The sequence below is a fragment of the Roseixanthobacter pseudopolyaromaticivorans genome (genome assembly GCF_043195145.2).
Taxonomy (GTDB): Bacteria; Pseudomonadota; Alphaproteobacteria; order Rhizobiales; family Xanthobacteraceae; genus NCEH01.
In genome coordinates this window covers 4,550,694-4,573,968 of the sequence record NZ_CM195539.1, presented here as the reverse complement: position 1 = coordinate 4,573,968, position 23,275 = coordinate 4,550,694, and the positions used below count along the sequence as shown (strand labels likewise).

Genomic DNA, 23,275 nt, shown 5'->3' with positions numbered 1-23,275 from the left:
AGAGCGATCATGAACAGCACCCCATTCTTCGCCGCCCCCGTGCACGATCCCGCCAAGGCCCTGCAGGTGCACGACATCCCCGCCCAGGCGCCCTGGTCCGGCCTCGTCAAGCGCGGGCAGTCCATCCGCATCATCGATCTGGAAGGCCAGCAGGCGGTGGACACCCTGTTCTACCGCGCCGACGACTTTGCCGAGCGCTATTCCTCGCAAGACACGCTGCGGGTGCAAGGCTCGGCCTATGTCTCCACCGGCACGCGGCTGATCTCCAACGAGGGGCATCTGATGCTCACCGTCACCGCCGACACCTGCGGACGGCACGACACCTCGGCGGGCGCGTGCTCGTGCGAGGCGAATACGGTGCGGTTCGGCCATCACACGAAGTACCTGCACGCATGTCGCGAGAACTTCGTCGTAGAAGTGGCGAAACACGGCATGTCGAAGCGCGACATCGTGCCGAACATCAATTTCTTCATGAATGTTCCGGTGGAACCCTCGGGCGAGCTGGCGATCGTGGATGGCGTCTCCAAGCCGGGCGATTACGTGGAGCTGAAGGCGGAGATGGATGTCTTGTGCGTCATCTCAAATTGTCCGCAGATCAACAATCCCTGCAACGGCTTCAATCCGACGCCGATCCGCGTCCTCATCTTCGCCGCGACAGAGGGCTGAGCTTTGTTCACCAAGGTCCTCATCGCGAACCGGGGCGAAATCGCCGGCCGGATCATCAAGACATTGCGGCGGATGGGCATTTCCTCCGTCGCGATCCATTCCGACGCGGACCGATTCACGCGGCCCGTGTTGGACGCGGACGAAGCCGTCCGTGTCGGCCCCGCCCCCGCCAGCGAGAGCTATCTGGACGTGGAGGCCGTGATCGCCGCCTGCGTGGCGACGGGCGCTGAGGCGGTGCACCCGGGCTACGGCTTCCTTTCGGAAAATGTCGCATTCGCGCAGAGGCTTGCGGAAGCGGGCGTCGTGTTCATCGGCCCCCGGCCGGAGCATCTCACCGCCTTCGGCCTCAAGCACACGGCCCGCGAGCTCGCGCAGAAAAGCGGCGTGCCGCTGCTGCCCGGCACCGGACTGCTTGAGGACGTGGAAGAAGCGCTGCAGGCCGCCGAGACCATCACCTATCCCGTCATGCTCAAGAGCACGGCCGGCGGCGGCGGCATCGGCATGCAGCTGTGCCACACGCCGCAGGAGCTGAAGGAGACGTTCGAGCGCGTCCAGCGCACCGCCCGTGCCTCCTTCGGCGATGCCCGTGTTTATCTGGAGCGTTTCGTCTCCGAGGCGCGCCATGTGGAAGTGCAGATCTTCGGCGACGGCAAGGGTAAGGTGATCGCGCTCGGCGAACGCGACTGCTCGCTCCAGCGCCGCAACCAGAAGGTCGTCGAGGAAACGCCGGCCCCTTTGCTTTCCGAGCAAACCCGCGCACGCCTGCACGACGCGGCGGTGAAGCTTGGAAAAAGCGTATCTTATGCTTCAGCAGGAACGGTGGAATTCATCTACGACCCGGCACGGGAGGATTTCTACTTCCTTGAGGTGAACACCCGCCTGCAGGTGGAACATCCCGTCACCGAGGCGGTGTTCGGCATCGACTTGGTAGAATGGATGATCCGCCAGGCGGCCGGCGAAGACATCATTCCCGCCGCCCCCCTCGTGCCCAAGGGCGTGGCCATGGAGGTGCGGGTCTATGCGGAAATCCCCCATGCCAATTTCCAGCCCAGCGCCGGCCTGCTGACGCAGGTGAAATTCGACCCCCGGGCGCGGGTCGATACCTGGGTGGAGACCGGCACCGAGGTGACGCCCTTTTACGATCCCATGCTGGCCAAGGTGATCGTCTCCGGCGCCGACCGCCCGGCCGCGCTCGCCGCCCTGCGGGCGGCTCTGGAAGAGACCGCCATCAGCGGCATCGAGACCAATCTTGCCTACCTGCGCGCGATTGCGGCCTCCGATCTGCTGGCCTCCGGCAAGGTGGCGACCACCGCGCTGAGGGATTTCGCCTTCCGCCCGGAAAGCATCGAGGTGCTCAGCCCCGGCGCGCAATCGAGCCTCCAGGAACTGCCGGGCCGCCTGCATCTGTGGCACGTGGGTGTGCCTCCGAGCGGGCCCATGGACGCGCGCTCGTTCGCCCGCGCCAATGCGCTGGTGGGGAATAAGGAAACCGCAGTCGCGCTGGAAATGACGGTGAACGGCCCGACCCTGCGCTTCCACACCGACGCCGACGTCGCCATCTCCGGCGCCCACATGCCGGCGACGCTGGTCGGCGTGGTGATGCCCCACGATACGGCCTTCGCCGTGAAGGCAGGCCAGTTGCTGGCGATCGGCGCCATTTCCGGCCCCGGCCAGCGCGCCTATCTCGCCGTGCGCGGGGCGTTCGCGGCGCCGGAGGTGCTGGGTTCGCGCGCCACCTTCGCCCTCGGCCTATTCGGCGGCCATGCCACCGGCACGCTCAAAGGCGGGGACGTGCTTCACCTCAATCCGCCGGCGACCCGACCGGCGCTGCCGAAAACGGTGTCGGCGGAGCCTGCGCCGCTGACGCGCGCGTGGGAAATCGGCGTCGTCTACGGCCCCCACGGCGCGCCGGATTTCTTCCAGGATGTGGATATCGCCGACCTGTTCGCCGCCACCTACGAGGTGCATTTCAACAGCGCCCGCACCGGCGTGCGGCTGATGGGCCCGACGCCCCGCTGGGCCCGCACGGACGGCGGGGAGGCGGGCCTCCACCCCTCCAATCTGCACGACAATGCCTATGCGGTGGGCGCCATCGATTTCACCGGCGACATGCCCATCATCCTCGGTCCGGACGGTCCTTCTCTCGGCGGCTTTGTCTGCCCGGCGGTGATCGCACGGGACGAGCAATGGAAGATGGGCCAGCTGAAGCCCGGCGACAAAGTGCGCTTCCACCCCCTGGCCCGGCCGCACGACCCGGTCGCGGGACCGGCGGTGAAGAGCGTGCCCGAGGCCGCATCCCCCATCCTTAAGCGGCGCGACGACGGGCCGGTGCGGGTGGTCTATCGCCGGCAGGGCGACGATAACCTGCTGGTCGAATTCGGCGACATGACGCTGGACATTGCCCTGCGCCTGCGGGCCCATCTGCTGGCGGCGGCGGTGGAAGAGGCCAAGATCCCCGGCCTTATCGACCTCACCCCCGGCATCCGCTCGCTCCAGCTTCATTATGACGGCACGCAGGTCTCGCGCGGAAAGCTGCTCGGCTTGCTGGATGAGATCGAGCGGTCCCTGCCTGCGGCCGAGGACGTGGTGGTGCCGAGCCGCATCGTCCATCTGCCGCTGTCGTGGAACGACGAGGATGCGCAGCTCGCCATGCGCAAATACCAGGAGCTGGTGCGCCCCAACGCGCCCTGGTGCCCTTCGAACATCGAGTTCATCCGCCGCATCAACGGGCTGAAGGACGAGCAGGCGGTGCGCGACGTGGTGTTCGATGCGCGCTATCTCGTGCTCGGGCTCGGCGACGTCTATCTCGGTGCGCCGGTGGCCACCCCCATGGACCCGCGCCATCGCCTGGTGACCACCAAATACAATCCGGCCCGCACGTGGACGCCGGAAAACGCAGTGGGCATCGGCGGCGCCTATATGTGCATCTACGGTATGGAAGGGCCGGGCGGCTACCAGCTCTTCGGCCGCACCATCCAGGTGTGGAACACTTGGCGCACCACGCCCGTGTTCAAGCCCGGCACGCCCTGGCTGCTGCGCTTCTTCGATCAGATCCGCTTCTTCCCGGTGAGCCACGCCGAGTTGATGGAGGCGCGCGCCGCCTTTCCCCACGGCGCCTATCCACTGCGCATCGAGGAGACCCAATTCTCCTATGCGGACTATGCGGCGGACCTCGCCCGCAATGCCGGCGAGATCAATGCCTTCAAGGCGCGCCAGCAGGCGGCCTTCGATGCCGAGCGCGCCCATTGGAAGGCGCAAGGGCTCGACAGCTTCGTCGCCGACGAGGGCATCGCGGGCGGCGAGGAGGAAGCCATTCCCGAAGGCTGCTTCGGCGTCAGCGCCAATGTTCCGGGCAATGTCTGGAAGGTGCTGGTGGAAGAGAATGTCGAGGTGGCGGCGGGCGAAACCATCGCCATCATCGAATCCATGAAGATGGAAATCTCCATCACCGCCCATGCGGCTGGGCGCGTGCGCGCCGTGCGCATGGTGCCCGGCCGCACGGTGCGCACCGGAGACGTGGTGGCAGTTCTGGAGGCGATATCGTGACCAGCAAATCTCGCGAGATCCCGCTCAGCGGACTCGATGCTTCTTCGCCCGCCCGCGGGCAGGTGCCGATCGCGGTGGTCGGGGCCCACCTCTCGGGCATGCCGCTCAACGGCGAACTGACGGGCGCGGGCGGCGCGCTGGTGAAGCGCTGCCGTACCGCCCCGGACTATCGTCTGTTCGTGCTGCCGGACACCACGCCCGCCAAGCCCGGCGTGGTGCGCGAGCCGGGCTTTTCCGGGCCGGGGCTGGATGTGGAAGTGTGGGCGCTGGATGCGGCGGCGTTCGGCCATTTCGTCGCCCGCATCCCGGCGCCGCTGGGGATCGGCAAGCTGACCCTGGACGACGGCTCGCAGGTGCCCGGCTTCCTGTGCGAAGCCCATGCGGTGGAGGGCGCCCAGGAGATCACCGCGCTCGGCGGATGGCGCGCCTATATCGCATCGCGGCAGAGCTGAACCCTTGCACCGGAGGCGCAGCGGCGCGCGCCCTGCGCCTCCAATCCCTTGGCCCATGCTGCGCCGCAACCGCAACGAAAGAAGGATTTAGATCGATCTAATTTTTCGTTGACCGGCGGTTTTGCCTCCCCTAGAGAACCCTGGCCGAACGCCGCAAAGACGTCGGCGGGGGAGAACGCCGCATGGATGTGAGGAAAGGCAAAGGCGCGTCCGCGCCCGGTCGCGCCCCGACCGAAACCGCCCCCGGCGGCACTGCCCTTCCGCTTGCCCATCGCGTCACGTTGAACGACATCGCCGCCCATGCCGGCGTCTCGCGCGCCACGGTTTCCCTGGTGCTGCGCAAGAGCCCGCTGGTAAAGGAAGACACCCGCCAGCGTGTCGACCGGGCGATGACCGACCTCGGCTATGTCTACAATCGCCGCGCCGCCAACCTCCGCTCGGGCGCGTCCCGCACCATCGGCCTCGTGCTGTGCGAGATCATCACGCCCAACTATTCCCAGTTCACCGCCGGCATCGACGATGTATTGGACGCGGAAAGCTATGTGGGCTTCATCACCAATACGGCGGAGGACGCCACCCGCCAGAAGCGCGTGCTGGTGCGCATGCAGGAGCACGGCGTCGACGGTATCGTGCTTGTGCCCGCCGAGGAAACCCGCGCCGACGCGCTGGAGGAGGCACATTGCGCCGGCCTGCCCTGCGTGCTCGCCCAGCGCCGGGTGGAAGGCTTCGCCGCCGATTATGTGGGGCCGGACTATGCCGCCGGCATGGAACTCGTCACCGAGCATCTGATCGGCCTCGGTCACCGGCACATCGGCTTCATCGGCGGCGTGCGACGCATCGCGCCGCTCAGCGAGCGCCTCGCCGGCTTCCGCCGGGCTCTGCGCCGGCACAAGCTGAAGATCGGTCCCATTGTGCCCTGCCCGGTGCTCGACAGATCGTCCGGTTATGCCGCCGCGCGCGACCTGTTCGCGGAGGAAAATCCGCCCACCGCCCTGGTCTGCTACAACGACATCGTCGCCTTCGGCGTGATGCTGGCACTCACCGAGCGCGGGCTCGAGCCGGGCCGGGACGTCGCGGTGGTGGGCTGCGACGATGTCGCCGAGGCGGGCCTTCACCGCCCCGGGCTGACCACCTTCACCACCGATCCGCGCGTGGTCGGACGGGAAGCCGCGCGGCTGCTGCTGCGGCGGATCGAGAATCCGAGCCGGCCGCCAGAGCAGATCATCGTGCCGCCGCGCCTCATCATCCGCCAATCCTGCGGCAGCGCGGGACCGGGGCGCACGCTCGCCCACAAGGGCGGGCACGCACCCATCGCAGCCGAGGCGCCGAAGGCCCGCCGCTCCTCACCTCAAGCCCTCAAGGGAAGCGCAGGGACATGAACTACGTCTTCCAGTTCGGAGAAGTCTTCAACGCCTGGCAGGACCTGCTCTATGGTGCTTGGCTGACAATCCAGCTCTCGGCCATGGCCATGGTGCTCGGCCTGATCGTGGCGGTGGCCGGCGCGCTCGGCAAGACCGCCGGGCCGCGTCCGGTCCGCTGGCTGGTGGACACCTATGTGGAGATCATCCGCAACACGCCGTTCCTGGTGCAGATCTTCCTGATCTTCTTCGGCCTGCCACGTGCCGGCGTGCGACTCGACGCCAATGAAGCGGCGCTCCTTGCCATGGTGGTGAACGTGGGCGCCTATGCCACGGAAATCGTGCGCGCGGGCATCGAGACCATCCACAAGGGCCAGATCGAGGCGGGCAAGGCGCTCGGCCTCAAGCCCATGCAGGTGTTCTCCTATATCGTCATCTTTCCCGCGCTGAAGGCGATCTACCCGGCGCTCACCAGCCAGTTCATTCTGCTGATGCTCACCTCCAGCGTGGTCTCGGCCATTTCGGCGGAAGAACTGACCGCGATCGCGAACAATCTGCAATCCCAGACCTTCCGCTCGTTCGAGATCTACTTGGTGGTCACCGCCATGTATCTCGCCATGTCGCTGATGTTCTCAGGCGTTTTCGCGCTCATCTATAAGGTGGTCTTCGCGCCCACCGATGTGGCCCGCTGAGGAGGATGCCATGATCCGTCAATTTACCTCCGCGGAGCTGCTCTTCCTCATCTCGTCCGTGCGCTGGACGCTGCTGCTCTCGCTGATCGCCTTCATCGGCGGGGCGACCGGCGGGCTTCTGGTGGCGTTCGCGCGCACCTCCACTTGGCCCTGGCTGCGGGCGACCGCTGCCGGCTATATCCAGATCTTCCAGGGCACGCCGCTGCTAATGCAGCTGTTCCTGGTGTTCTTCGGCGCCACCTTCCTGGGGCTCAATATCGATCCCCTGGCCGCCGCCGCCATCGGCCTCACGCTGAACGGCGCGGCGTTCCTGGGCGAGATCTGGCGCGGCTGCATCCAGGCTATTCCCAAGGGCCAGTGGGAAGCATCCACGGCGCTCGGCCTGCATTATTTCACCCGCATGAAGGAAATCATCCTGCCCCAGGCGGCGAAGATCGCGGTGGCGCCCACGGTCGGTTTCCTGGTGCTGCTGGTGAAGAGCACGTCGCTGGCCTCCATCATCGGCTTCGTCGAGCTCACGCGCGCCGGGCAGATCGTGAACAACGCCACCTTCCGCCCGTTCCTGGTGTTCGGCGTGGTGGCGGTCATCTATTTCATCCTGTGCTGGCCGCTCTCGCTCTATTCGCGCCATCTGGAGAAGAAGTTCGGAACCGTCTCGCGCTGAGGAGCGGGACGCATATGGATCGATCCAATCCGCGCCGCCCCTCATCGGCGCGCCTGCCCCGCCAGGGGCCAATCGGAGGAAAGCACATGTCCCTGATGTCCGTTCTGACCACCACGCGACGCGCCTTCGCCGCCATCGGCCTTACGGCGCTTGCCGCGACCGCTTTGCCCCATGGCGCCTCGGCCCAGAGCATTGACGATATCCTCTCCAAGAAGAAGCTCCAGGTCGGCATGCTGGTGGACCTGCCGCCGTTCGGCCTGCTCAACACCGAAGGCAAGCCTGAGGGCTACGATGCCGACGTCGCCAAGCTCATGGGCAAGTATCTCGGCGTCGAGGTCGAGATCGTGCCCGTCACCGGGCCGAACCGCATTCCCTATCTGCTGACCAGCAAGGTCGACGTGCTGGTGGCGACCTTCGGCATCACGCCCGAGCGTGCCAAGCAGGTCCAGTTCTCGATCCCCTATTCGGCGATCGAGATCCAGCTGATCGGGCCGAAGAAGCTGGACATCAAGAGTCTCGACCAGACCGTGGGCAAGAAGATCGCGGTGGCCCGCGCCTCCACCCAGGATACCGCGCTGACGGCGGCAGTTCCCAAGGGTGCCACCATCATGCGCTTCGACGACGACGCCACCGCCGCCCAGGCCTTCGTTTCCGGCCAGACCGATCTGCTCGGCGCCAACAACCTCATCGGCACCCAGCTCGCCGAAGCGAACCCGGACATGGGCATCGAGCGCAAGATCACGCTGCGCAGCCAGTACAACGGCATCACGGTGCGCCGCGGCTCGGCTGACTTCCTCCAGTGGATCAATACGTTCCTGTATTTCGTGAAGAACAATGGCGAGCTCGACGCCATCAACCAGAAGTGGTTCAAGACCCCCCTTCCGGTGATGCCGACCTTCTGATCGCCGCAACGCGGGCCGCGGGCGCAGGCGTCCGTGGCCCATCGCCAGACCCGACCGCATCCTTCGGAGACTTCGTCATGAACACCGCCCATGAAGGCCAAAGCCAAGGCCAGAGCCCAGACCTCGGCGCCGTGGCCGCGCCCTCCAAGCAGAGCGGGCCGGTGATGATCCGCATGGAAGCCGTCGAGAAGCATTACGGCACCTATCACGCGCTGAAGAACGTGAACCTCACCGTCACCCACGGCGAGCGGATCGTCATCTGCGGCCCGTCCGGCTCGGGCAAATCCACCCTCATCCGCTGCATTAACGCGCTGGAGCACCACCAGAGCGGGCGCATCGAAGTGGATGGGGTGGAAGTCGGCACCTCCTCCCGCAACCTCGATAAGGTCCGCGCCGAGGTGGGCATGGTGTTCCAGTCGTTCAATCTGTTCCCGCACCTCACCGTGCTACAGAACTGCACGCTCGCGCCACGCAAGGTGCGCGGCCTCGCGCCCAAGGAGGCCGAGGCGATCGCCATGAAATATCTGGAGCGCGTGCGCATTCCCGAGCAGGCGAACAAATATCCCGGCCAGCTCTCCGGCGGCCAGCAGCAGCGCGTGGCCATCGCCCGCGCGCTGTGCATGAGCCCCAAGATCATGCTGTTCGACGAGCCCACCTCCGCGCTCGATCCGGAAATGGTCAAGGAAGTGCTCGACACCATGACCTCGCTCGCGCAGGACGGCATGACCATGATCTGCGTGACCCATGAAATGGGCTTCGCCCGGCAGGTCGCTGATCGGGTGATCTTCATGGACAAGGGTGAGATCGTGGAGGAAGGCCCGCCCGAGGAATTCTTCGCCCATCCCAAGAGCGAGCGCACCCGCACCTTCCTCGGCCAGATCCTGCATCACTGATCCGGGCGCCTTTTCACCCGAGCCCGCGCCACCCCAAGCAGAAGCGAGATCCGCCCGTGAGCCGCGCGTCCCTCATCGCCCTGGACTGGGGCACGTCTTCATTGCGCGCCTATCTCCTGGATGCGCAGGGTGCCATCCTGGCGCGCTGCGAAACCGCAGAAGGGCTGATGGCGGTGCAGGATCGCGCCTTCGCACCCGTGCTCTCGCGCGTCGCCGGCCCCTGGGCGGCCGCGCACGGCCCGCTGCCGATCCTATTGTCCGGCATGATCGGCAGCCGCCAGGGCTGGGCCGAAGTGCCTTACGTGACGTGTCCCGCCGGGCTTGGCGACCTCGCCGCCGGCCTGATGGCGCTGCCCGTGGAGGATCGCGCCCTCGGCCCGGTCCATATCGTGCCCGGCTTGCTGGTGGACGATCCCAAGACGCCGGACGTGATCCGCGGCGAGGAGACCGAGGTGTTCGGCGCCCTCGCCTTGCTGGGCCGCACCGAGGGGCTGTTCGTCCTGCCGGGAACCCATTCCAAATGGGTGCTGGTGGAAGGCGGCCGCGTCACCGGCTTTGCCACCTTCATGACCGGCGAAATCTTCGCGGCCCTGAAAGGCCATACCATTCTCGGCCGCATGATGGGGCAGGGCGCGCCTTCGCCCGCCGGCTTCCGCGCCGGGGTCGCCGCCTCGCGCGATCTGCACGGCCCCGGCGCGCTGCTATCGCGCCTGTTCACGATCCGCGCCCTCGGCCTCACCGGGCGCCTCGCCGATGGCGACAGCGCGGACTTTCTCTCCGGCCTGCTGATCAGCGCGGAACTGACCAGCGTCACCGACGGCCGCGAGCCGTTCACGCTCATCGCCAATGCCGCCCTGACGCAGCATTATTCCACCGCCGCCGAGCTGCTCGCCCTGCCGCACGACCGCGCTCCGCCCGACTGCGCAGCCGCCGGGCTATCCGCGATCGCCCGCACCGCCGGCCTCCTCTGACCGCCGATACCGGAACACGTTTCATGACACTCACCTTCACCCAAGCCATGGCGCGCTGTCCGCTCGTCGCCATCCTGCGCGGCCTCAAGCCGGAGGAGGCGCTGGACGTGGGCGCCGCGCTGGTTGACGCCGGCATCGCCATCATTGAAGTGCCGCTGAATTCTCCTGATCCGCTGCGCTCGATCGCGCTGCTGGCGGAGCGCTTCGGCACCGATACGCTGATCGGCGCGGGCACCGTCATGTCGCCAGCGGACGTCGCGGATGTGGCGCAGGCCGGCGGCCGGCTGATCGTCATGCCGCATTCGGATGGCGAGGTGATCCGCGCCGCGAAGGCCGCCGGCCTCATCTGCACGCCCGGCGTCGCCACGCCGACGGAAGCCTTCGCCGCCCTGCGCGCCGGCGCCGACGCGCTCAAGCTGTTCCCGGCCGAGGGCCTCCCGCCCCAGGTGCTGAAAGCCTGGCGCGCGGTGATGGTGGGCGCGACGCTGCTTCCGGTCGGCGGCATCGATGCCGGCAACATGGCCGCCTACCGCGCCGCCGGGGCCGACGGCTTCGGGCTCGGCTCGGCGCTCTATAAGCCCGGCAAGCCGCTCGAGGATATTGCAAGCGACGCCGCCGCGCTCGTGGCGTGCGCCCGCGGCTTGTTCCACTGAGCGCCCGCGCTCACCGTCCCCACAAATCGCACACGCGGGTGGCGGCGGTGTCGCGGGTCTCGCCGGCGAGGAATTCGGCCGTCGCGCCGGCGGGCATCGGCCGGGCATAGAGAAAGCCCTGGGCCACCTCGCACCCGCGCTCGCGCAGGAAGCGCGCCTGGCCCACAGTCTCCACGCCCTCGGCCACCACGCACATGCCGAGGTTCTTCCCCAGCTCGATCACCGTGCAGACGATGGCGGCATCGAAGGAATCGCTCTCCGTATCCTGGACGAAGCTGCGATCGATCTTGATGGTGTCGATGGGCAATTGCTTGAGATGGGTCAGCGCCGCATAGCCGGTGCCGAAATCGTCCAGTGCCAGGTTCATGCCCGCGTCGTGCAGCTGGCCGAGGATCGGCGCGACGAAATCCGAATTGCGGCCGAGAAAAACGGTTTCGGTGATCTCGACGTCGAAATGGCTCGGCGTCACGCCCTCCTGCTGGAGCAGATCCAGGATCTGATTGGCCAGGTCGCGATGGGTGAACTGGGCCGGCGACAGATTCACCGCCACCCGCCCCACGGGATAGCCCTGGTCCAGCCACCCACGCACGTCGCGCGCCACCTGCCGCAGCATGGTTTCCCCCATGAGAAGCGCGAGCTCGGGGTCCTCGAAGGCGGTGAGGAAGCTGTGGGGCTGCAGGACCTGGGTGGTGGAGCGCTTCCAGCGCATCAGCGCCTCGAAGCCCATCAGCTGGCCGGTGATGAGCGAGACCTTGGGCTGGTAATAGGGCGTGATCTCATTGCCCGCGACCGCATTGACCAGGGAGCGGTTGAGCGAGATGCGCTCGTTCATGGCCCGCCGCATGGCCGGGGCGTAGAGCACGGCGCGGTTGCGGCCTTCCTGCTTGGCGGCATAGAGCGCGAGGTCCGCGTCCTTCATCAGCTCGCCGGGGGCGTAATCGGCGTTCGGACAGGCGGCAAGGCCGATGCTCGCCTTCGTGGAGAGCGAACGGTCCTGATAGACCAGGGGATGGCGGAAATCGGCGATGATCGCCTGGGACAGGGCCTGTGCCTCCTCCAGCGAGATGGCGCCGCGCAGAAGGATGACGAATTCGTCGCCGCCGAGCCGCGCCACGAGGGCGCGATCCCCCGCGAGCCGCTCCAGGCGCCGGGCCGTCTCCACCAGCAGGGCATCGCCCGCCGCATGGCCGAGCGTATCGTTCACGTCCTTCAGCCCATCGAGATCGACAAGCAGCAGGAAGATCGCGCCGGGCCGGGTGCGCGCCTCGCGGATCGTGGCATCGAGCTGGGCCTGGAAGGCGGCGCGGTTGGTCAATCCCGTAAGGGCGTCGTGGCTGGCGGCATAGCGGATCTTCTGCTCGGCGGCGAGACGGTCGGTGATGTCGATGACGCCGGAGACGAGGCAGGCCTCGCCGTCGATCTCGATGAAGGTCGCCGCCACCAGGACGCTGCGCAGCTCGCCATGGCCGAGGCGGATCTTGGTCTCGAAATTGGTGACCGAGCCGTCGCGGATCAGACGCTCCAGGAACACCCGGCGCGCACCGAGGTCGGCATAGATCTGCCACACCGACTGGACGCCGAACTCATGCGGCTCGCCGCCGAAATAGCTCACCCCGGCGGCGTTGTAGCGAACGATGCGCCCGCTCTCCAATTCCGTGATGAGCAACGGGATGGGCACCGCCATGAAGGTGCGCTCCAGCAGGCGCTCGCTTTGCGAAAGCACCTCGCGGGCGGCCTTCTGGTCCTGCGTCGCGACCCATTCGAGCCGGCTCTGACGGTTGTTGCGCACCAGAACGAGGATCAGCGCGGCGTTCAGCATCACCACCGCCAGGGCGAGCCCGAGCGCCGTGTCCGATTGCGGCGGCAGGCCGAGATAGCCCACCAGCATCAGCACGCTGCAGAGCACGCCGCTCGCAACCGACCAGCGGAACGACACCGGCACCACGAGATAATAGATCGCGGGCAGCAGCAGCACGACGAACAGGGCGATGTCGCTGCGCGAGTTCACCAGCACCGCCACGCCAACGGCCGTGATCCATTGCCAGATGACGATGATCCGCTGCACGGCGCGGAAACTCAGGGCGCGGTTGACGATGGCCGCGCAGACCAGGGACACGAGGATCACCCCGCACCTGGCGTAGACCGCCTCGAAGAAATGCGACTGGCCTTCAAATCGCCAATCGCTGAACAGGAACAGCGCATTGAGGACGGACGAGAGGAGAAAAAGCACGCGGCTATGCCGCACCAGCTCACCGAAACGCTGGCTCCGGAAGACCTGTTCGCGGATCGGCTCGACGAATTCCCCCGTCAAGGAGTTGAGTCGTCCGTCATCCATCGTCGATCCTGCCGCCTCCCCTTTTCGCTGAATTTATCTCTCAAACGCGACGTAGGGATAGTGCACCCGAAGCGGGCGCCTAGAAATGCGCGAGGTATCCGCCGTCCACAACTAGGACATGCCCTGTGACATAACTTGCGGCCGGCGATGCAAGGAATACCGCCGCGCCGGCGATTTCTTGCGGTTGCCCCCATCGTCCCAGGGATGTGCGGCGCGAAAGCCAGTCGCCGACGGCGGGGTCTGACGCCATGGCGGCGTTCGCGTCGGTGGCGAAATAGCCGGGCGCGATGGCATTGACCGTGACGCCGTTTGACCCGAACTCCGCCGCCAGCGCGCGCGTCAGCGCCTCCAGCCCGCCCTTGGCGGCGGTATAGGCGGCATCGCCCGAGCGCGCGATCGGCCCGGCAATGGACGTGATGTTGATGATGCGGCCCTCGCCCCGGGCCGCCATGCCGCCCGCCACCGCCCGCATGAGGCGCGCGGGGGCGATCAGGTCCACGTCCAGCAGGTGATGGAAGGCTGCGTCGTCCAGCTCGAAGAAGGGGCGGCGGTCGCGCGCTCCGGCATTGTTCACGAGGATGTCGACCGGGGGCGCGTCCTCCAGCGCGTGGGCGACTGTGGCGGCATCGGAAATATCGAACGGCAGCAGGCTCACCTTGCCGAAATCGGCGAGGTGGGCGGCGGCGGCGACCAGGCGGGTCCGATCCCGCCCGTTCAGCAGCACATGCGCGCCGGCCTGGGCCATGCCCTTGGCGATTTCAAACCCCAGGCCCGCCGCGCTTCCCGTCACGAGAGCCGTGCGCCCGGCAAGCGAAAAAAGCTGAGACATGCCGCGCTCCCGACGCACCGTGACAGGAGCCTTGGCAGATCCCTCCCGCGATCACAAGACGGCGCTAGAGCAATCGGCCCGCGAGCAGGGCGCCAAGAATGGCGGAGAGGAACAGGGCACCGTCGTGCAGGGCGAGGCCGAGGCGGGAGGGCACGCCCTTCTGGTAGATCCAGCCGGTGCAGCCGATGGTGGCGAGCGACCAGCCGGCACCGACCAGGATCAAAGCCAAGGTCCAGCCCCAGGTTTCCGCCGATTTCAGCGCCGGCAGCAACGGGCCCGCGGCGGGCAGGGCGAGCGCCAGCGCGACGAGCCCCAGGCCGGCAAGGGCCAGCGGGCGCGGGGCGATACGCGTGCCGAAATAGGCCAAAGGCGCGGCCGGCGCATACATGGCCGCCACGTGCAGGGCGATGAAGCCGAACACCGCCCCTTCGCCGATGCCGCAGCCGAGCAGCGCCAGGGGCGCCTGCGCCATCAGCAGGCTCATGCCGAGCCAGGCCAGCGCGCCGCACAGCGTGGGCACGGCGATGGCCGCCAGCGGCAGGGTCAGCTTTTCGCGGAACCGCGGCGCGGCATCCGGCGCCATCAGCACCGCGACGGCGAGCGACAGCGTGTGGGCGAGCGCGGCCAGCACCGCCGAGCCGACCAGGAAGAAGGGCGAGAACAGCCATTCCGCGCCCATCGCCAGCATCGGGCCGGCGAAGGCCGCGAGCAGTCCTCCGGTGAGCACGCCGGCGGCGGCGGCAACCGGCCGCCCGGCGGTCGCCGCCGCCTCGTGCCGGTAAAAGAAAGAAAAGCCCTGGGCCATGCCGAGCCAGAGCGCCCCAAGGCAGACCCAGGCGAACTGCATCTGCAGCAGGCCGACCGCCAGCAGTGCCCCGCCGCCGACGCCGAGCGAGGCGCCGAGGGCAAAACCGGTGCGCCGCCCGAAGGCATCGCCTAGGAACGAGGCGGGGAAGGAAGCCAGCGCCGCGCCCACCAGCATGGCGGCGAACGGCACGGTTGCATAATGAGGATCGCGCGCCAGCGCCGCGCCCGCCAGGGGCAGGATGCCGCTCGCGAGCGTCTGCGCGAGCACGGCGAAGGCGAACCCCAGTGCCAGCGCGAACGGCGGCGCCCGCCGCGCGGCGTTGTCATTGGCCGGCGGGTCGAACTGCGGGTCGCAAATGCACACCAGCATGCCGGCGCGCGGTCCCGGCAGGGGCGTCGCGGGCTTCATGGGCGCGAGTCCCGCTTGGCCGGAGCGTGGGGTGCGGTCGGCAGGTCGTCGTCGCTCAGCACGCGGAAGGCGGCGCCGTCCAGATCCTCATACTGGCCGCTCTTGAGGCTCCACAGGAAGGCGAACAGGCCGATCAGCCCCAGCCCGAGCGCGATCGGCACCAGATAGAGCAGGACCGTCATGCGCGCACCTCCTCCCCCATCGCCACCGGCTCCTGCCCGGCCGCCGGCTTGGCGGCGCGCAGGGCGTTGAGCGTGACCAGGATGGACGACCCGGACATGGCCAGGGCCGCGACCAGGGGCGTCACATATCCGGCCACCGCCAGTGGCACCGCGATGAAATTATAGCAGATCGCGAGACCGAGATTCTCCCGCATCAGCCGGCCGGCGGTGCGCGCGCCGTCGAGGGCCGCGAGCACCGGGGAAAGGCGCTGGCCGATGAAGACGGCATCGGCCTGGGCCTGCGTCACCGCCGCCCCGCTGGCGGGGGAGAGGGAGACGTCCGCGGCAGCCAGGGCGGGCGCATCGTTCAGCCCGTCGCCCACCATGCACACGCGATGCCTCTCGGCCTTCAGCTGACCGAGGACAGCGATCTTGTCGGCCGGGCGCAGGCCGCCGGCATAATCGGCGATGCCGAGCTGGGCCGCCACCGGCGCGACCGCTTCCGCCCGGTCGCCCGAGAGGATGCGCACGGCGATCCCGCGCGCCTTGAGCGCGTCCACCACGGCGCGGGCATCGGGCCGCACTTGCTGGGCGATGCCGATGACGAGCCGCGCGTCGCCGAGCCGGAACGCGATCAGCGAGCAGTCCGCCGGCAGGTCCGCCGGCATTTGCGCCTCGCAGAACTCCAGGCTGCCAAGCCGGGCTTCGCCCTCCGGCAAACGAGTCATGACCCCCGCGCCGGCCACTTCCTCCACCTCGGCAAAGGCCGGGCCCTGCGCCGAGCGGGCGAGCGCGGTGGCGAGCGGATGGCGGCTCGACAGGGCGAGGCGCGCGGCAAGGGCGAGCAGGCGCGGATCTGCGCCTTGCGGCAGGCGCAGCACGGCCTCGGGCAGGGTCAAGGTGCCGGTCTTGTCGAACACAACCGTGTCCACGGGGGCGAGGCGCTCCAGCATGTCGCCGGCATTCACCAGCAGCCCGGCGCGGAACAGGCGCCCGGTCGCCACCACCTGCACCACCGGCACCGCCAGCGCCAGCGCGCAGGGGCAGGTGATGATGAGCACGGCAACCGCGATCATCACCGCATCATGCACGCTCGCGCCCAGCACCAGCCAGCCGATGGCCGAGGCCAGCGCGGTCAGATGCACCATCGGCGCATAGAGGCGCGCCACTCGGTCGGCGAGCCGCACATAGGCGCCGCGCGCGCTCAAGGCGCCATCCAGCAGGCGCTGCACGTCGTCGATCAGCGTGCCCTCGCCGCCAGCGGTGACGCGCACGGTGAGCGCACCCGAACCGTTGAGGCTGCCGGCGTAGAGGGTGGCGCCGGGGCCCACCAGGCGGGGCAGCGTCTCGCCGGTAATCAGCGCCTCGTCCACCGCCGAGGCACCGGAGACCACTTCGCCGTCCGCGCCCACGCGCTCGCCCGACGCCACCAGGATCAGGTCGCCCGCGGCCAGCGCCTGCACCGGAACCAGCACTGGAACTCCGTCGGCCCCCAGGCGATGCGCCATCTCCCCGCGCAAAGCCGCGATGTTGCCGGCAACCGCACGGGTGCGCCGGCGGGCCTCATGGTCGAGATAACGGCCCGCCAGAAGGAAGAACAGCAGCATCACCGCGCTGTCGAAATAGGCATGTTCCTTGTGCAGCGCAGTTTCCACCACGGACATGCCGAGCGCCAGGATCACGCCAAGCGAGATCGGCACATCCATGTTCAGCTTGCGGGTGCGCACCGCGCGCAGCGCGCTCTGAAAGAAGGGTTGGCCGGCATAGGCGGCCGCGGGCAGGGCGATCAAGGCGGAGAGCCAGTGGAAGAAATCGCGCGTCTCGGGCGTGATGTCGGTGACGTTGCCGGACCAGACCGAAACCGACAGCAGCATCACGTTCATGGCGGCAAAGCCGGCGACGCCCATGCAGCGCAGCAGCCAGCGGGCGCGGCGCGCCTCTTCCTCTTCCACCCGGCCCGCGAACGGGTGGGCGCGATAGCCGAGCGATTCCAGGCGCTGCACCACCTCAGCGGGCGCGCCCTCGCCGCTCCAGGCGACGGTCAGGCGGTGGGTGGTATAGTTGAGCCGGGCATGCACCACGCCGGGCAGGGATTTGACGCCGTTCTCGATGTCGCTGATGCAGGCGGCGCAATCCACGCCGTCCACGGCGAGGCTCACTTCGGCGCGGCCCTCCGCGTCACGGGCGAGAAAGATGGAATAATCGACGGCCTCGGCCATGTGCGCAGCACCCGGAAATCACGCGACCCCCGCACCGGCGCCCCTAAGCCGGGCACGGCTAGTGCAGTTGAACCCGGTTCTTGGACCGAAACAGGCGCTGCCCGCCTTGCGCAAGATCAAGCATCAGGTCCCATTGGCCGGAATGGGCCGTGGCGGCACCCTTGTAGCGGCCGTTGCCGAGGTCCGCGAGCGCGAGGATCACATCGCCGCGCGCGTCGGTAGGATGGAACAGGCGCGCCGTCACCTCGAGCCCGCTCAAGGGCTTGCCCGCCGCGTCGCGCACGATCAGCACGATGTGGCGTTCCGCGCCCTGGCTCTCGACATCCGCTTCCACATTCCAGCCGCGTGTTGCCTGCTGGGCCGCCGCCTCTTCCTCGCTGCGGAAGGCGAGCCCGGCCTTGTAGGAGCTTTCGGTTTCCACGCCGCCGAAAGTGGTGACGGCGAACCGGGCCATGACCACATTCACGCTCACCACCACGCCGAAGAAGGCGAGGGTGATGAGCAGCACCATGCGGCCGGTGAGTTCCCGCGGCGGCTTCTGAGCAAGGCCGAGCTGTGCCATCGTTTAGTCCCCTACGGCGCGATGAAATGATCGCTGGCACGGGCGGCGACGCCGGTCGCCGTGTCGCGGATCTCGAAGGTCACCGGCAGGGATGCGCCGGCGGCGAGCTTGTCCTTGGTGGTCACCAGCACGCGCACCTCGCGGGTCGTATCGGGGCCGACGAGGAGATCGTCATGTTCCGATCCGGCATCGGTGCCGACCACAGTCAGGCTGGCGCCCGGCACGCCCGACACCGAGAGCGCGAACGTGCGGTCATACAGCTTCTTGTTGATCAGCCGCAGGGTATAGGCGTTGCGCAGCGCGCCGTCGGACAGGCGCACGAACACCGGGTTGCGATCATGGATGGCGGCAAGCCCCTCGCTGGAGCGGTTGACCAGCGTCGCCAGCATCAGCCCGCCGATGCCGCAGATGAGCGCGGCATAAAGGATGGTGCGCATGCGCACGATGCGGCGCACCGGCGCCTCGCCGCGCGCCCGCGCCTCCAGATTGGCTTCGGATTCATAGGTGATCAGCCCGCGCGGGCGGTGGATCTTGTCCATCACGGTATCGCAGGCATCGATGCACAGGCCGCACTGGATGCAGTCCAGCTGCAATCCCTTGCGGATGTCCACGCCGGTGGGACAGACGTTGACGCACTGGTTGCAGTCGATGCAATCGCCCGCCGGCTTCCCCTCGGCCCGCAGCTGCGCGACCTTCTTCAGCGAGCCGCGCGGCTCGCCCCGGTCGTAGAGATAGGTAACGTTGAGCGCGTATTCGTCGGTCAGCGCCGCCTGGATGCGGGGCCAGGGGCACATATAGGTGCACACCTGCTCGCGCATGTGCCCGGCCAGCACATAGGTCGTGAAGGTGAGCACCGCGATGGAGGTATAGGCGGTCGCCGAGGCCTGGAAGGTCGCCAGCTCGCGCACCAGGGTCGGCGCATCGTCGAAATAGAGCACCCAGGCGCCGCCGGTCCACCAGGCGATGAGCAGCCACAGCGAATGCTTGAGGGTCTTGTGGGCGATCTTGTCGATGGTCCAGGGCGCGTTGTCGGCGGCGATGCGCTCGCGCCGGTCGCCCTCGATCATCCGCTCCACGGCCATGAACAGGTCGGTCCACACGGTCTGGGGGCACAGATAGCCGCACCAGACGCGTCCGGCGACCGCATTCATCAGGAACAGGATGAGCGCCGCGAGGATCAGCAGGCCGGCGACATAATAGAATTCCTGCGGCCAGATCTCGATGAAGAAGAAATAGAAGCGCCGGGCGGGGAAGTCGATCAGCACCGCCTGATTAGGCGCGTCTGGCCCGCGATCCCAGCGCACGAACGGCAGGAAGTAATAGATGCCGAGCGTGACGATGAGCACGATCCACTTGATGCGCCGGAAGGTGCCATGAACGCTCTGGGGATAGATGGCGCGACGTGCCGCATACAAAGGCGCGTCGTCGGCGCTGAGGTCAGGCGCCGGGGCAGCCTTGCGGACGGCATTGGTCTTCGCGGCGGGAACGGTCATCACATCACTGATCTTTTGCCCGCCCCCGTGGGGAAAGGCGTGGAAAAGGAGGGCGGCACGCCCTCGCAGGCGAGGCCCTCCGCCGGCGCGTCGCCGCGCGGCGGAGGGGTCGGCTTTCCTATTGGCCGCCGCCCAGCGTGTGCACGTAGACGGTGAGGGCCTTGATGGTGGTGGGCGACAGGCGCGCCCCCCAGGCCGGCATCACGCCGCCCCGGCCGTAGGTAATGGTCTGGACGATGGTCGCCTTGTCGCTGCCGTAGAGCCAGATGCCGTCGGTCAGGTTCTTGGAGCCAAGCTCCTGGTTGCCCTTGGCATTTTCACCATGGCAGACGGCGCAGTTGGCCTTGAACACCGCCGCGCCCTTCTGCACGCTCGGCGTATCCGCCGGCACCAGGCCGGTCAGCGAGCGCACGAAATCCGCCACGTCGGAGATTTCGGCCTTGGAGAGCACGGCGCCAAACGGCGTCATGTTGCCCTGGTGGCCGGCATCGTCGCCGGAGCGGATGCCGTGGGTGATGGTGGCCTCGATCTGCTCCAGCGTGCCGCCCCACAGCCAATCGTCGTCATTGAGGTTCGGGAAGCCCTTGGCCCCGCCGCCGCCCGCCCCGTGGCAGGGCGCGCAATTGTCGGCGAAGGCGACCCGGCCCTCGGCGCGCGCCAGCGAGAGCAGCTCTGGGCTCTTCTCGATCTCCTGGAGCGAGGCGGTGGCGAGGCGCTCGGATGTCGCCGCCCGCAAAGCCCGCAGGTCCGCGAGCTGGCCCTGCACCGCGGCGCGGGAATTCCAGCCGAGCACGCCCGTCGTATAGCCGGAAACCAGCGGCCAGGCAGGGAAGGCGATCCAATAGCAGACCGCCCAGAAGATGCAGGCGTAGAAGGTCCACAGCCACCAGCGCGGCAGCGGATTGTTGAGTTCGCGGATGCCGTCCCATTCGTGGCCGGTGGTGGCGGTCCCGCTCGCGGCGTCCACGTGTGCGTCATGGCTCTCGTGTGCGGTGCTCACGGGATCAATCCTCCTTCAGCGGAATTTGGGCGGCCTCGTCGAAGTTCTTCTGCATCTTCTTCGAAGGCCAGAAGGCGTAGACAATCACACCGACGAAACCGAGGAAGAACAGCATCAGTCCCCAGGTCTGCGCGAATGACGCCAAGAACATGTAGATGTCACGCATGGGTCACCTCACATTCGCCTTGTCGTCGTAGAGCTTGAAGTCCACGAGCGTGCCGAGCATCTGGAGGTAGGCGATCAGGGCGTCCGCTTCCGTCAGCTCGCCCGGATTGCTGTCGAAATCACGCACCTGCGCCTTGGGATAGCGCTTCTGGAGCGCGTCCATGTCGTCGGCATCGGTGGTGGACTGGGTCTTCAGGTCGGCCTGCGCATTGGCGATCATCTCGTCGGTGTAGGGCACGCCCTCCACACGCAGGACCTTCATGTCGTCGGCGATATGCTTGGCGTCGAGCTTGTTGTGCGCGAGCCAGGGATAGCTCGGCATGATCGAGGCCGGCACCACCGAGCGCGGGTTGTTCAGGTGCTCAAGCTGCCAAAGGTCCGAATACTTGCCGCCGACGCGGGCGATATCCGGCCCCGTACGCTTGGACCCCCATTGGAACGGGTGGTCGTACATGCTTTCCGCCGCCAGCGAATAATGGCCGTAGCGCTCCACTTCGTCGCGCAGCGGACGGATCATCTGGCTGTGGCAGTTGTAGCAACCCTCGCGCAGGTAGATGTTGCGCCCCGCCAGTTCCAGCGGCGTGTAGGGGCGAATGCCATCCACCTTCTCGATGGTGCTCTTGAGGTAGAACAGAGGCACGATTTCCACGAGGCCGCCGATGGAGATCACCACCAGCACCCCAAGGAGCAGGATCAGCGAGTGCTTCTCGAAGATCGCGTGCTTGCTCCAGATCGAAGCGGTCTTGGTCGACATTTATGTCTCCGTCATTCGGCGGGAGCGAGCGCGGCGTCGGCGGTCTCGGCCACCGTCTCCGGCGAGCGGATGGTCATGATCACGTTCCAGGCCATGATCAGCGCGCCGATCAGGAACAGGATTCCGCCCAGCGCCCGGATCACATAGAGCGGGTGCATCGCCTCGACGGTTTCAATGAAGGAGTATTCAAGGAAGCCGAGCGACGTATAGGCGCGCCACATGAGGCCCTGGAGGATGCCCGCGACCCACATCGAGGAGATGTAGAGCACGATGCCGAGCGTCGAGATCCAGAAGTGCCAGTTGATGGCCTTCACCGAATACATGTCCTTCTTGTTCCACAGCCAGGGAACCAGGCAGTAGATGGCGCCGAAGGAAATGTAGGCGACCCAGCCGAGCGCGCCGGAATGCACGTGGCCGATGCCCCATTCCGTATAGTGGCTGAGCGAGTTGACCGCCTTCACCGACATCATCGGGCCTTCGAAGGTGGCCATGCCGTAGAAGGCGACGGACACCACCATCATGCGGATGACCGGGTCGGTGCGCAGCTTGTCCCACGCGCCGGAGAGGGTCATCAGGCCGTTGATCATGCCGCCCCAGGAGGGCATCCACAGCATGATCGAGAAGGTCATGCCCAGCGTCTGCGCCCAGTCCGGCAGCGCCGTATAGTGCAGGTGATGCGGGCCGGCCCAGATGTAGAGGAAGATCAGGGCCCAGAAGTGCACGATCGACAGGCGATAGGAGTAGACTGGCCGGTTCGCGCGCTTGGGGATGAAGTAATACATCAGCGCCAGGAAGCCCGCGGTCAGGAAGAAGCCCACCGCGTTGTGGCCGTACCACCATTGCACCATGGCATCCTGCACGCCCGACCACAGAATGTAGGACTTGGGCGAGAACACCGAGACCGGGATCGCGGCATTGTTGCCGAGATGCAGGACCGCGATGGTGAGGATGAAGGCAAAGTAGAACCAGTTCGCCACATAGATATGCGGCTCCTTGCGCTTCAGCACCGTGACCAGGAACACGAGGAAATACGTGACCCACACGACGGTGAGGAACAGGTCGCTATACCATTCCGGCTCGGCGTATTCCTTGCCCTGGGTGATGCCCAGCAGATAGCCCGTGCCCGCGATGACGATGAAGAGATTATAGCCCCAGATCACGAACCAGGGGGCAAGATAACCGGCCAGGCGCGCCTGGGAGGTGCGCTGCACCACGTAGAACGAGGTGGCGATCAGCACGTTGCCGCCGAAGGCGAAGATCACCGCCGAGGTGTGCAGCGGCCGCAGCCGGCCGAACGAGGTCCACGGCAGGTCGAAGTTCAGGAGCGGGAACGCCAGCTGAAGGGCGATGATGACGCCCACGAGGAAGCCCGCGATGCCCCAGAACACGGCCAGCAGCGTGCCGACCTTCACCGGGCCCATGTTGTAATTGGGCTTCCCGTCGATGGTCTGCGGCGGCAGCACCGCGTCGCGATCCATGTAGCGATTGCCGATGGCGAACACCGCGGCAACGCTTGCCGCAGCGAACACGAAGGCATGGAAGGCATAAGCCGAGGTGTGGGCCTTGGCGGCCACCACAACGGAGAAGAAAGCGAAAAACGAAAACACGACCAGGAGACCAACTTCCCCAAATGTCATGCTCTTCGTGGTCGGTGTCTGGACAGTGGACATTGGGCACCCCTTGCGCGGGGGCGGCGAAACCGCCCTGCAAGCCTTGGGGGCAAAATGGGCCGCGAGCGCTCTTT

At 67.2% G+C, this 23,275-nt stretch carries 20 protein-coding genes and 1 pseudogene; 10 read left to right on the top strand and 11 right to left on the bottom strand.

Annotation, left to right across the window (positions count from 1 at the left end):
- Positions 1-9 precede the first annotated feature (9 nt).
- From V5F68_RS21305 to V5F68_RS21260, 10 genes and pseudogenes are all read left to right on the top strand, one after another.
- The gene (locus V5F68_RS21305; RefSeq protein ID WP_394015400.1) at positions 10-666 is read left to right on the top strand and encodes an urea amidolyase associated protein UAAP2; all 657 of its coding nucleotides are present in this window, start codon (positions 10-12) and stop codon (positions 664-666) included.
- Between the two features lie 3 nt (positions 667-669).
- Positions 670-4,212, top strand: coding sequence for an urea carboxylase (gene uca / locus V5F68_RS21300; RefSeq protein WP_394015401.1), 3,543 nt, complete (start codon positions 670-672; stop codon positions 4,210-4,212).
- Positions 4,173-4,664: pseudogene (locus V5F68_RS21295) on the top strand (allophanate hydrolase-related protein); the annotation flags it as partial. The gene uca and the pseudogene V5F68_RS21295, both read left to right, overlap by 40 nt.
- A 182-nt stretch (positions 4,665-4,846) precedes the next feature.
- Positions 4,847-6,043 carry a LacI family DNA-binding transcriptional regulator gene (locus V5F68_RS21290; protein ID WP_394015402.1) on the top strand — a complete coding sequence of 399 codons (1,197 nt, stop codon included), beginning with the start codon at positions 4,847-4,849 and terminating at the stop codon, positions 6,041-6,043.
- Positions 6,040-6,714 (top strand): amino acid ABC transporter permease, encoded by a 675-nt coding sequence (locus tag V5F68_RS21285; RefSeq protein WP_394015403.1) that lies wholly within the window; start codon positions 6,040-6,042, stop codon positions 6,712-6,714. The genes V5F68_RS21290 and V5F68_RS21285 overlap by 4 nt, the downstream gene beginning before the upstream one ends.
- 10 nt (positions 6,715-6,724) lie before the next feature.
- A complete protein-coding gene (locus V5F68_RS21280; protein WP_394015404.1) occupies positions 6,725-7,378 on the top strand; it encodes an amino acid ABC transporter permease in 654 nt (217 codons plus the stop codon).
- A gap of 86 nt (positions 7,379-7,464) precedes the next feature.
- Entirely contained in the window at positions 7,465-8,280 is an 816-nt protein-coding gene (locus V5F68_RS21275; RefSeq protein WP_394015405.1) for a transporter substrate-binding domain-containing protein, read from the top strand.
- Between the two features lie 164 nt (positions 8,281-8,444).
- Positions 8,445-9,173 carry an amino acid ABC transporter ATP-binding protein gene (locus tag V5F68_RS21270; protein WP_394015536.1) on the top strand — a complete coding sequence of 243 codons (729 nt, stop codon included), beginning with the start codon at positions 8,445-8,447 and terminating at the stop codon, positions 9,171-9,173.
- A 56-nt stretch (positions 9,174-9,229) separates the two neighbouring features.
- Positions 9,230-10,144, top strand: a complete 915-nt coding sequence (locus tag V5F68_RS21265; RefSeq protein ID WP_394015406.1) for a 2-dehydro-3-deoxygalactonokinase — start codon at positions 9,230-9,232, stop codon at positions 10,142-10,144.
- Positions 10,145-10,167: 23 nt separating this feature from the next.
- Entirely contained in the window at positions 10,168-10,797 is a 630-nt protein-coding gene (locus V5F68_RS21260) for a 2-dehydro-3-deoxy-6-phosphogalactonate aldolase (RefSeq protein WP_394015407.1), read from the top strand.
- Positions 10,798-10,807: 10 nt separating this feature from the next.
- On the opposite strand, the gene V5F68_RS21255 is transcribed toward V5F68_RS21260, so the two are convergent.
- The 11 genes from V5F68_RS21255 to ccoN form a co-directional block, all read right to left on the bottom strand.
- Entirely contained in the window at positions 10,808-13,132 is a 2,325-nt protein-coding gene (locus V5F68_RS21255; protein WP_394015408.1) for a putative bifunctional diguanylate cyclase/phosphodiesterase, read from the bottom strand.
- A 79-nt stretch (positions 13,133-13,211) separates the two neighbouring features.
- The gene (locus V5F68_RS21250; protein WP_394015409.1) at positions 13,212-13,961 is read right to left on the bottom strand and encodes an SDR family oxidoreductase; all 750 of its coding nucleotides are present in this window, start codon (positions 13,959-13,961) and stop codon (positions 13,212-13,214) included.
- Between the two features lie 64 nt (positions 13,962-14,025).
- Positions 14,026-15,177 (bottom strand): MFS transporter, encoded by a 1,152-nt coding sequence (locus V5F68_RS21245; protein ID WP_394015410.1) that lies wholly within the window; start codon positions 15,175-15,177, stop codon positions 14,026-14,028.
- Positions 15,174-15,359: a cbb3-type cytochrome oxidase assembly protein CcoS gene (gene ccoS, locus V5F68_RS21240; RefSeq protein ID WP_394015411.1), complete on the bottom strand. Its 186-nt coding sequence runs from the start codon at positions 15,357-15,359 to the stop codon at positions 15,174-15,176. Before ccoS ends, V5F68_RS21245 begins: the two co-directional genes overlap by 4 nt.
- The gene (locus V5F68_RS21235; RefSeq protein WP_394015412.1) at positions 15,356-17,557 is read right to left on the bottom strand and encodes a heavy metal translocating P-type ATPase; all 2,202 of its coding nucleotides are present in this window, start codon (positions 17,555-17,557) and stop codon (positions 15,356-15,358) included. Before V5F68_RS21235 ends, ccoS begins: the two co-directional genes overlap by 4 nt.
- 58 nt (positions 17,558-17,615) lie before the next feature.
- Positions 17,616-18,119, bottom strand: a complete 504-nt coding sequence (locus V5F68_RS21230) for a FixH family protein (RefSeq protein ID WP_394015413.1) — start codon at positions 18,117-18,119, stop codon at positions 17,616-17,618.
- Positions 18,120-18,130: 11 nt separating this feature from the next.
- Positions 18,131-19,612, bottom strand: coding sequence for a cytochrome c oxidase accessory protein CcoG (gene ccoG, locus V5F68_RS21225; RefSeq protein WP_394015414.1), 1,482 nt, complete (start codon positions 19,610-19,612; stop codon positions 18,131-18,133).
- Between the two features lie 118 nt (positions 19,613-19,730).
- Positions 19,731-20,612 carry a cytochrome-c oxidase, cbb3-type subunit III gene (gene ccoP / locus V5F68_RS21220; protein WP_394015415.1) on the bottom strand — a complete coding sequence of 294 codons (882 nt, stop codon included), beginning with the start codon at positions 20,610-20,612 and terminating at the stop codon, positions 19,731-19,733.
- Positions 20,613-20,616: 4 nt separating this feature from the next.
- A complete protein-coding gene (locus V5F68_RS21215) occupies positions 20,617-20,778 on the bottom strand; it encodes a cbb3-type cytochrome c oxidase subunit 3 (RefSeq protein ID WP_348845743.1) in 162 nt (53 codons plus the stop codon).
- 3 nt (positions 20,779-20,781) lie between these two features.
- A complete protein-coding gene (ccoO, locus tag V5F68_RS21210) occupies positions 20,782-21,531 on the bottom strand; it encodes a cytochrome-c oxidase, cbb3-type subunit II (RefSeq protein ID WP_394015416.1) in 750 nt (249 codons plus the stop codon).
- Positions 21,532-21,542: 11 nt separating this feature from the next.
- On the bottom strand, positions 21,543-23,201 hold the full coding sequence (gene ccoN / locus V5F68_RS21205; RefSeq protein WP_394015417.1) for a cytochrome-c oxidase, cbb3-type subunit I: 1,659 nt from the start codon (positions 23,199-23,201) through the stop codon (positions 21,543-21,545).
- Positions 23,202-23,275 lie beyond the last annotated feature (74 nt).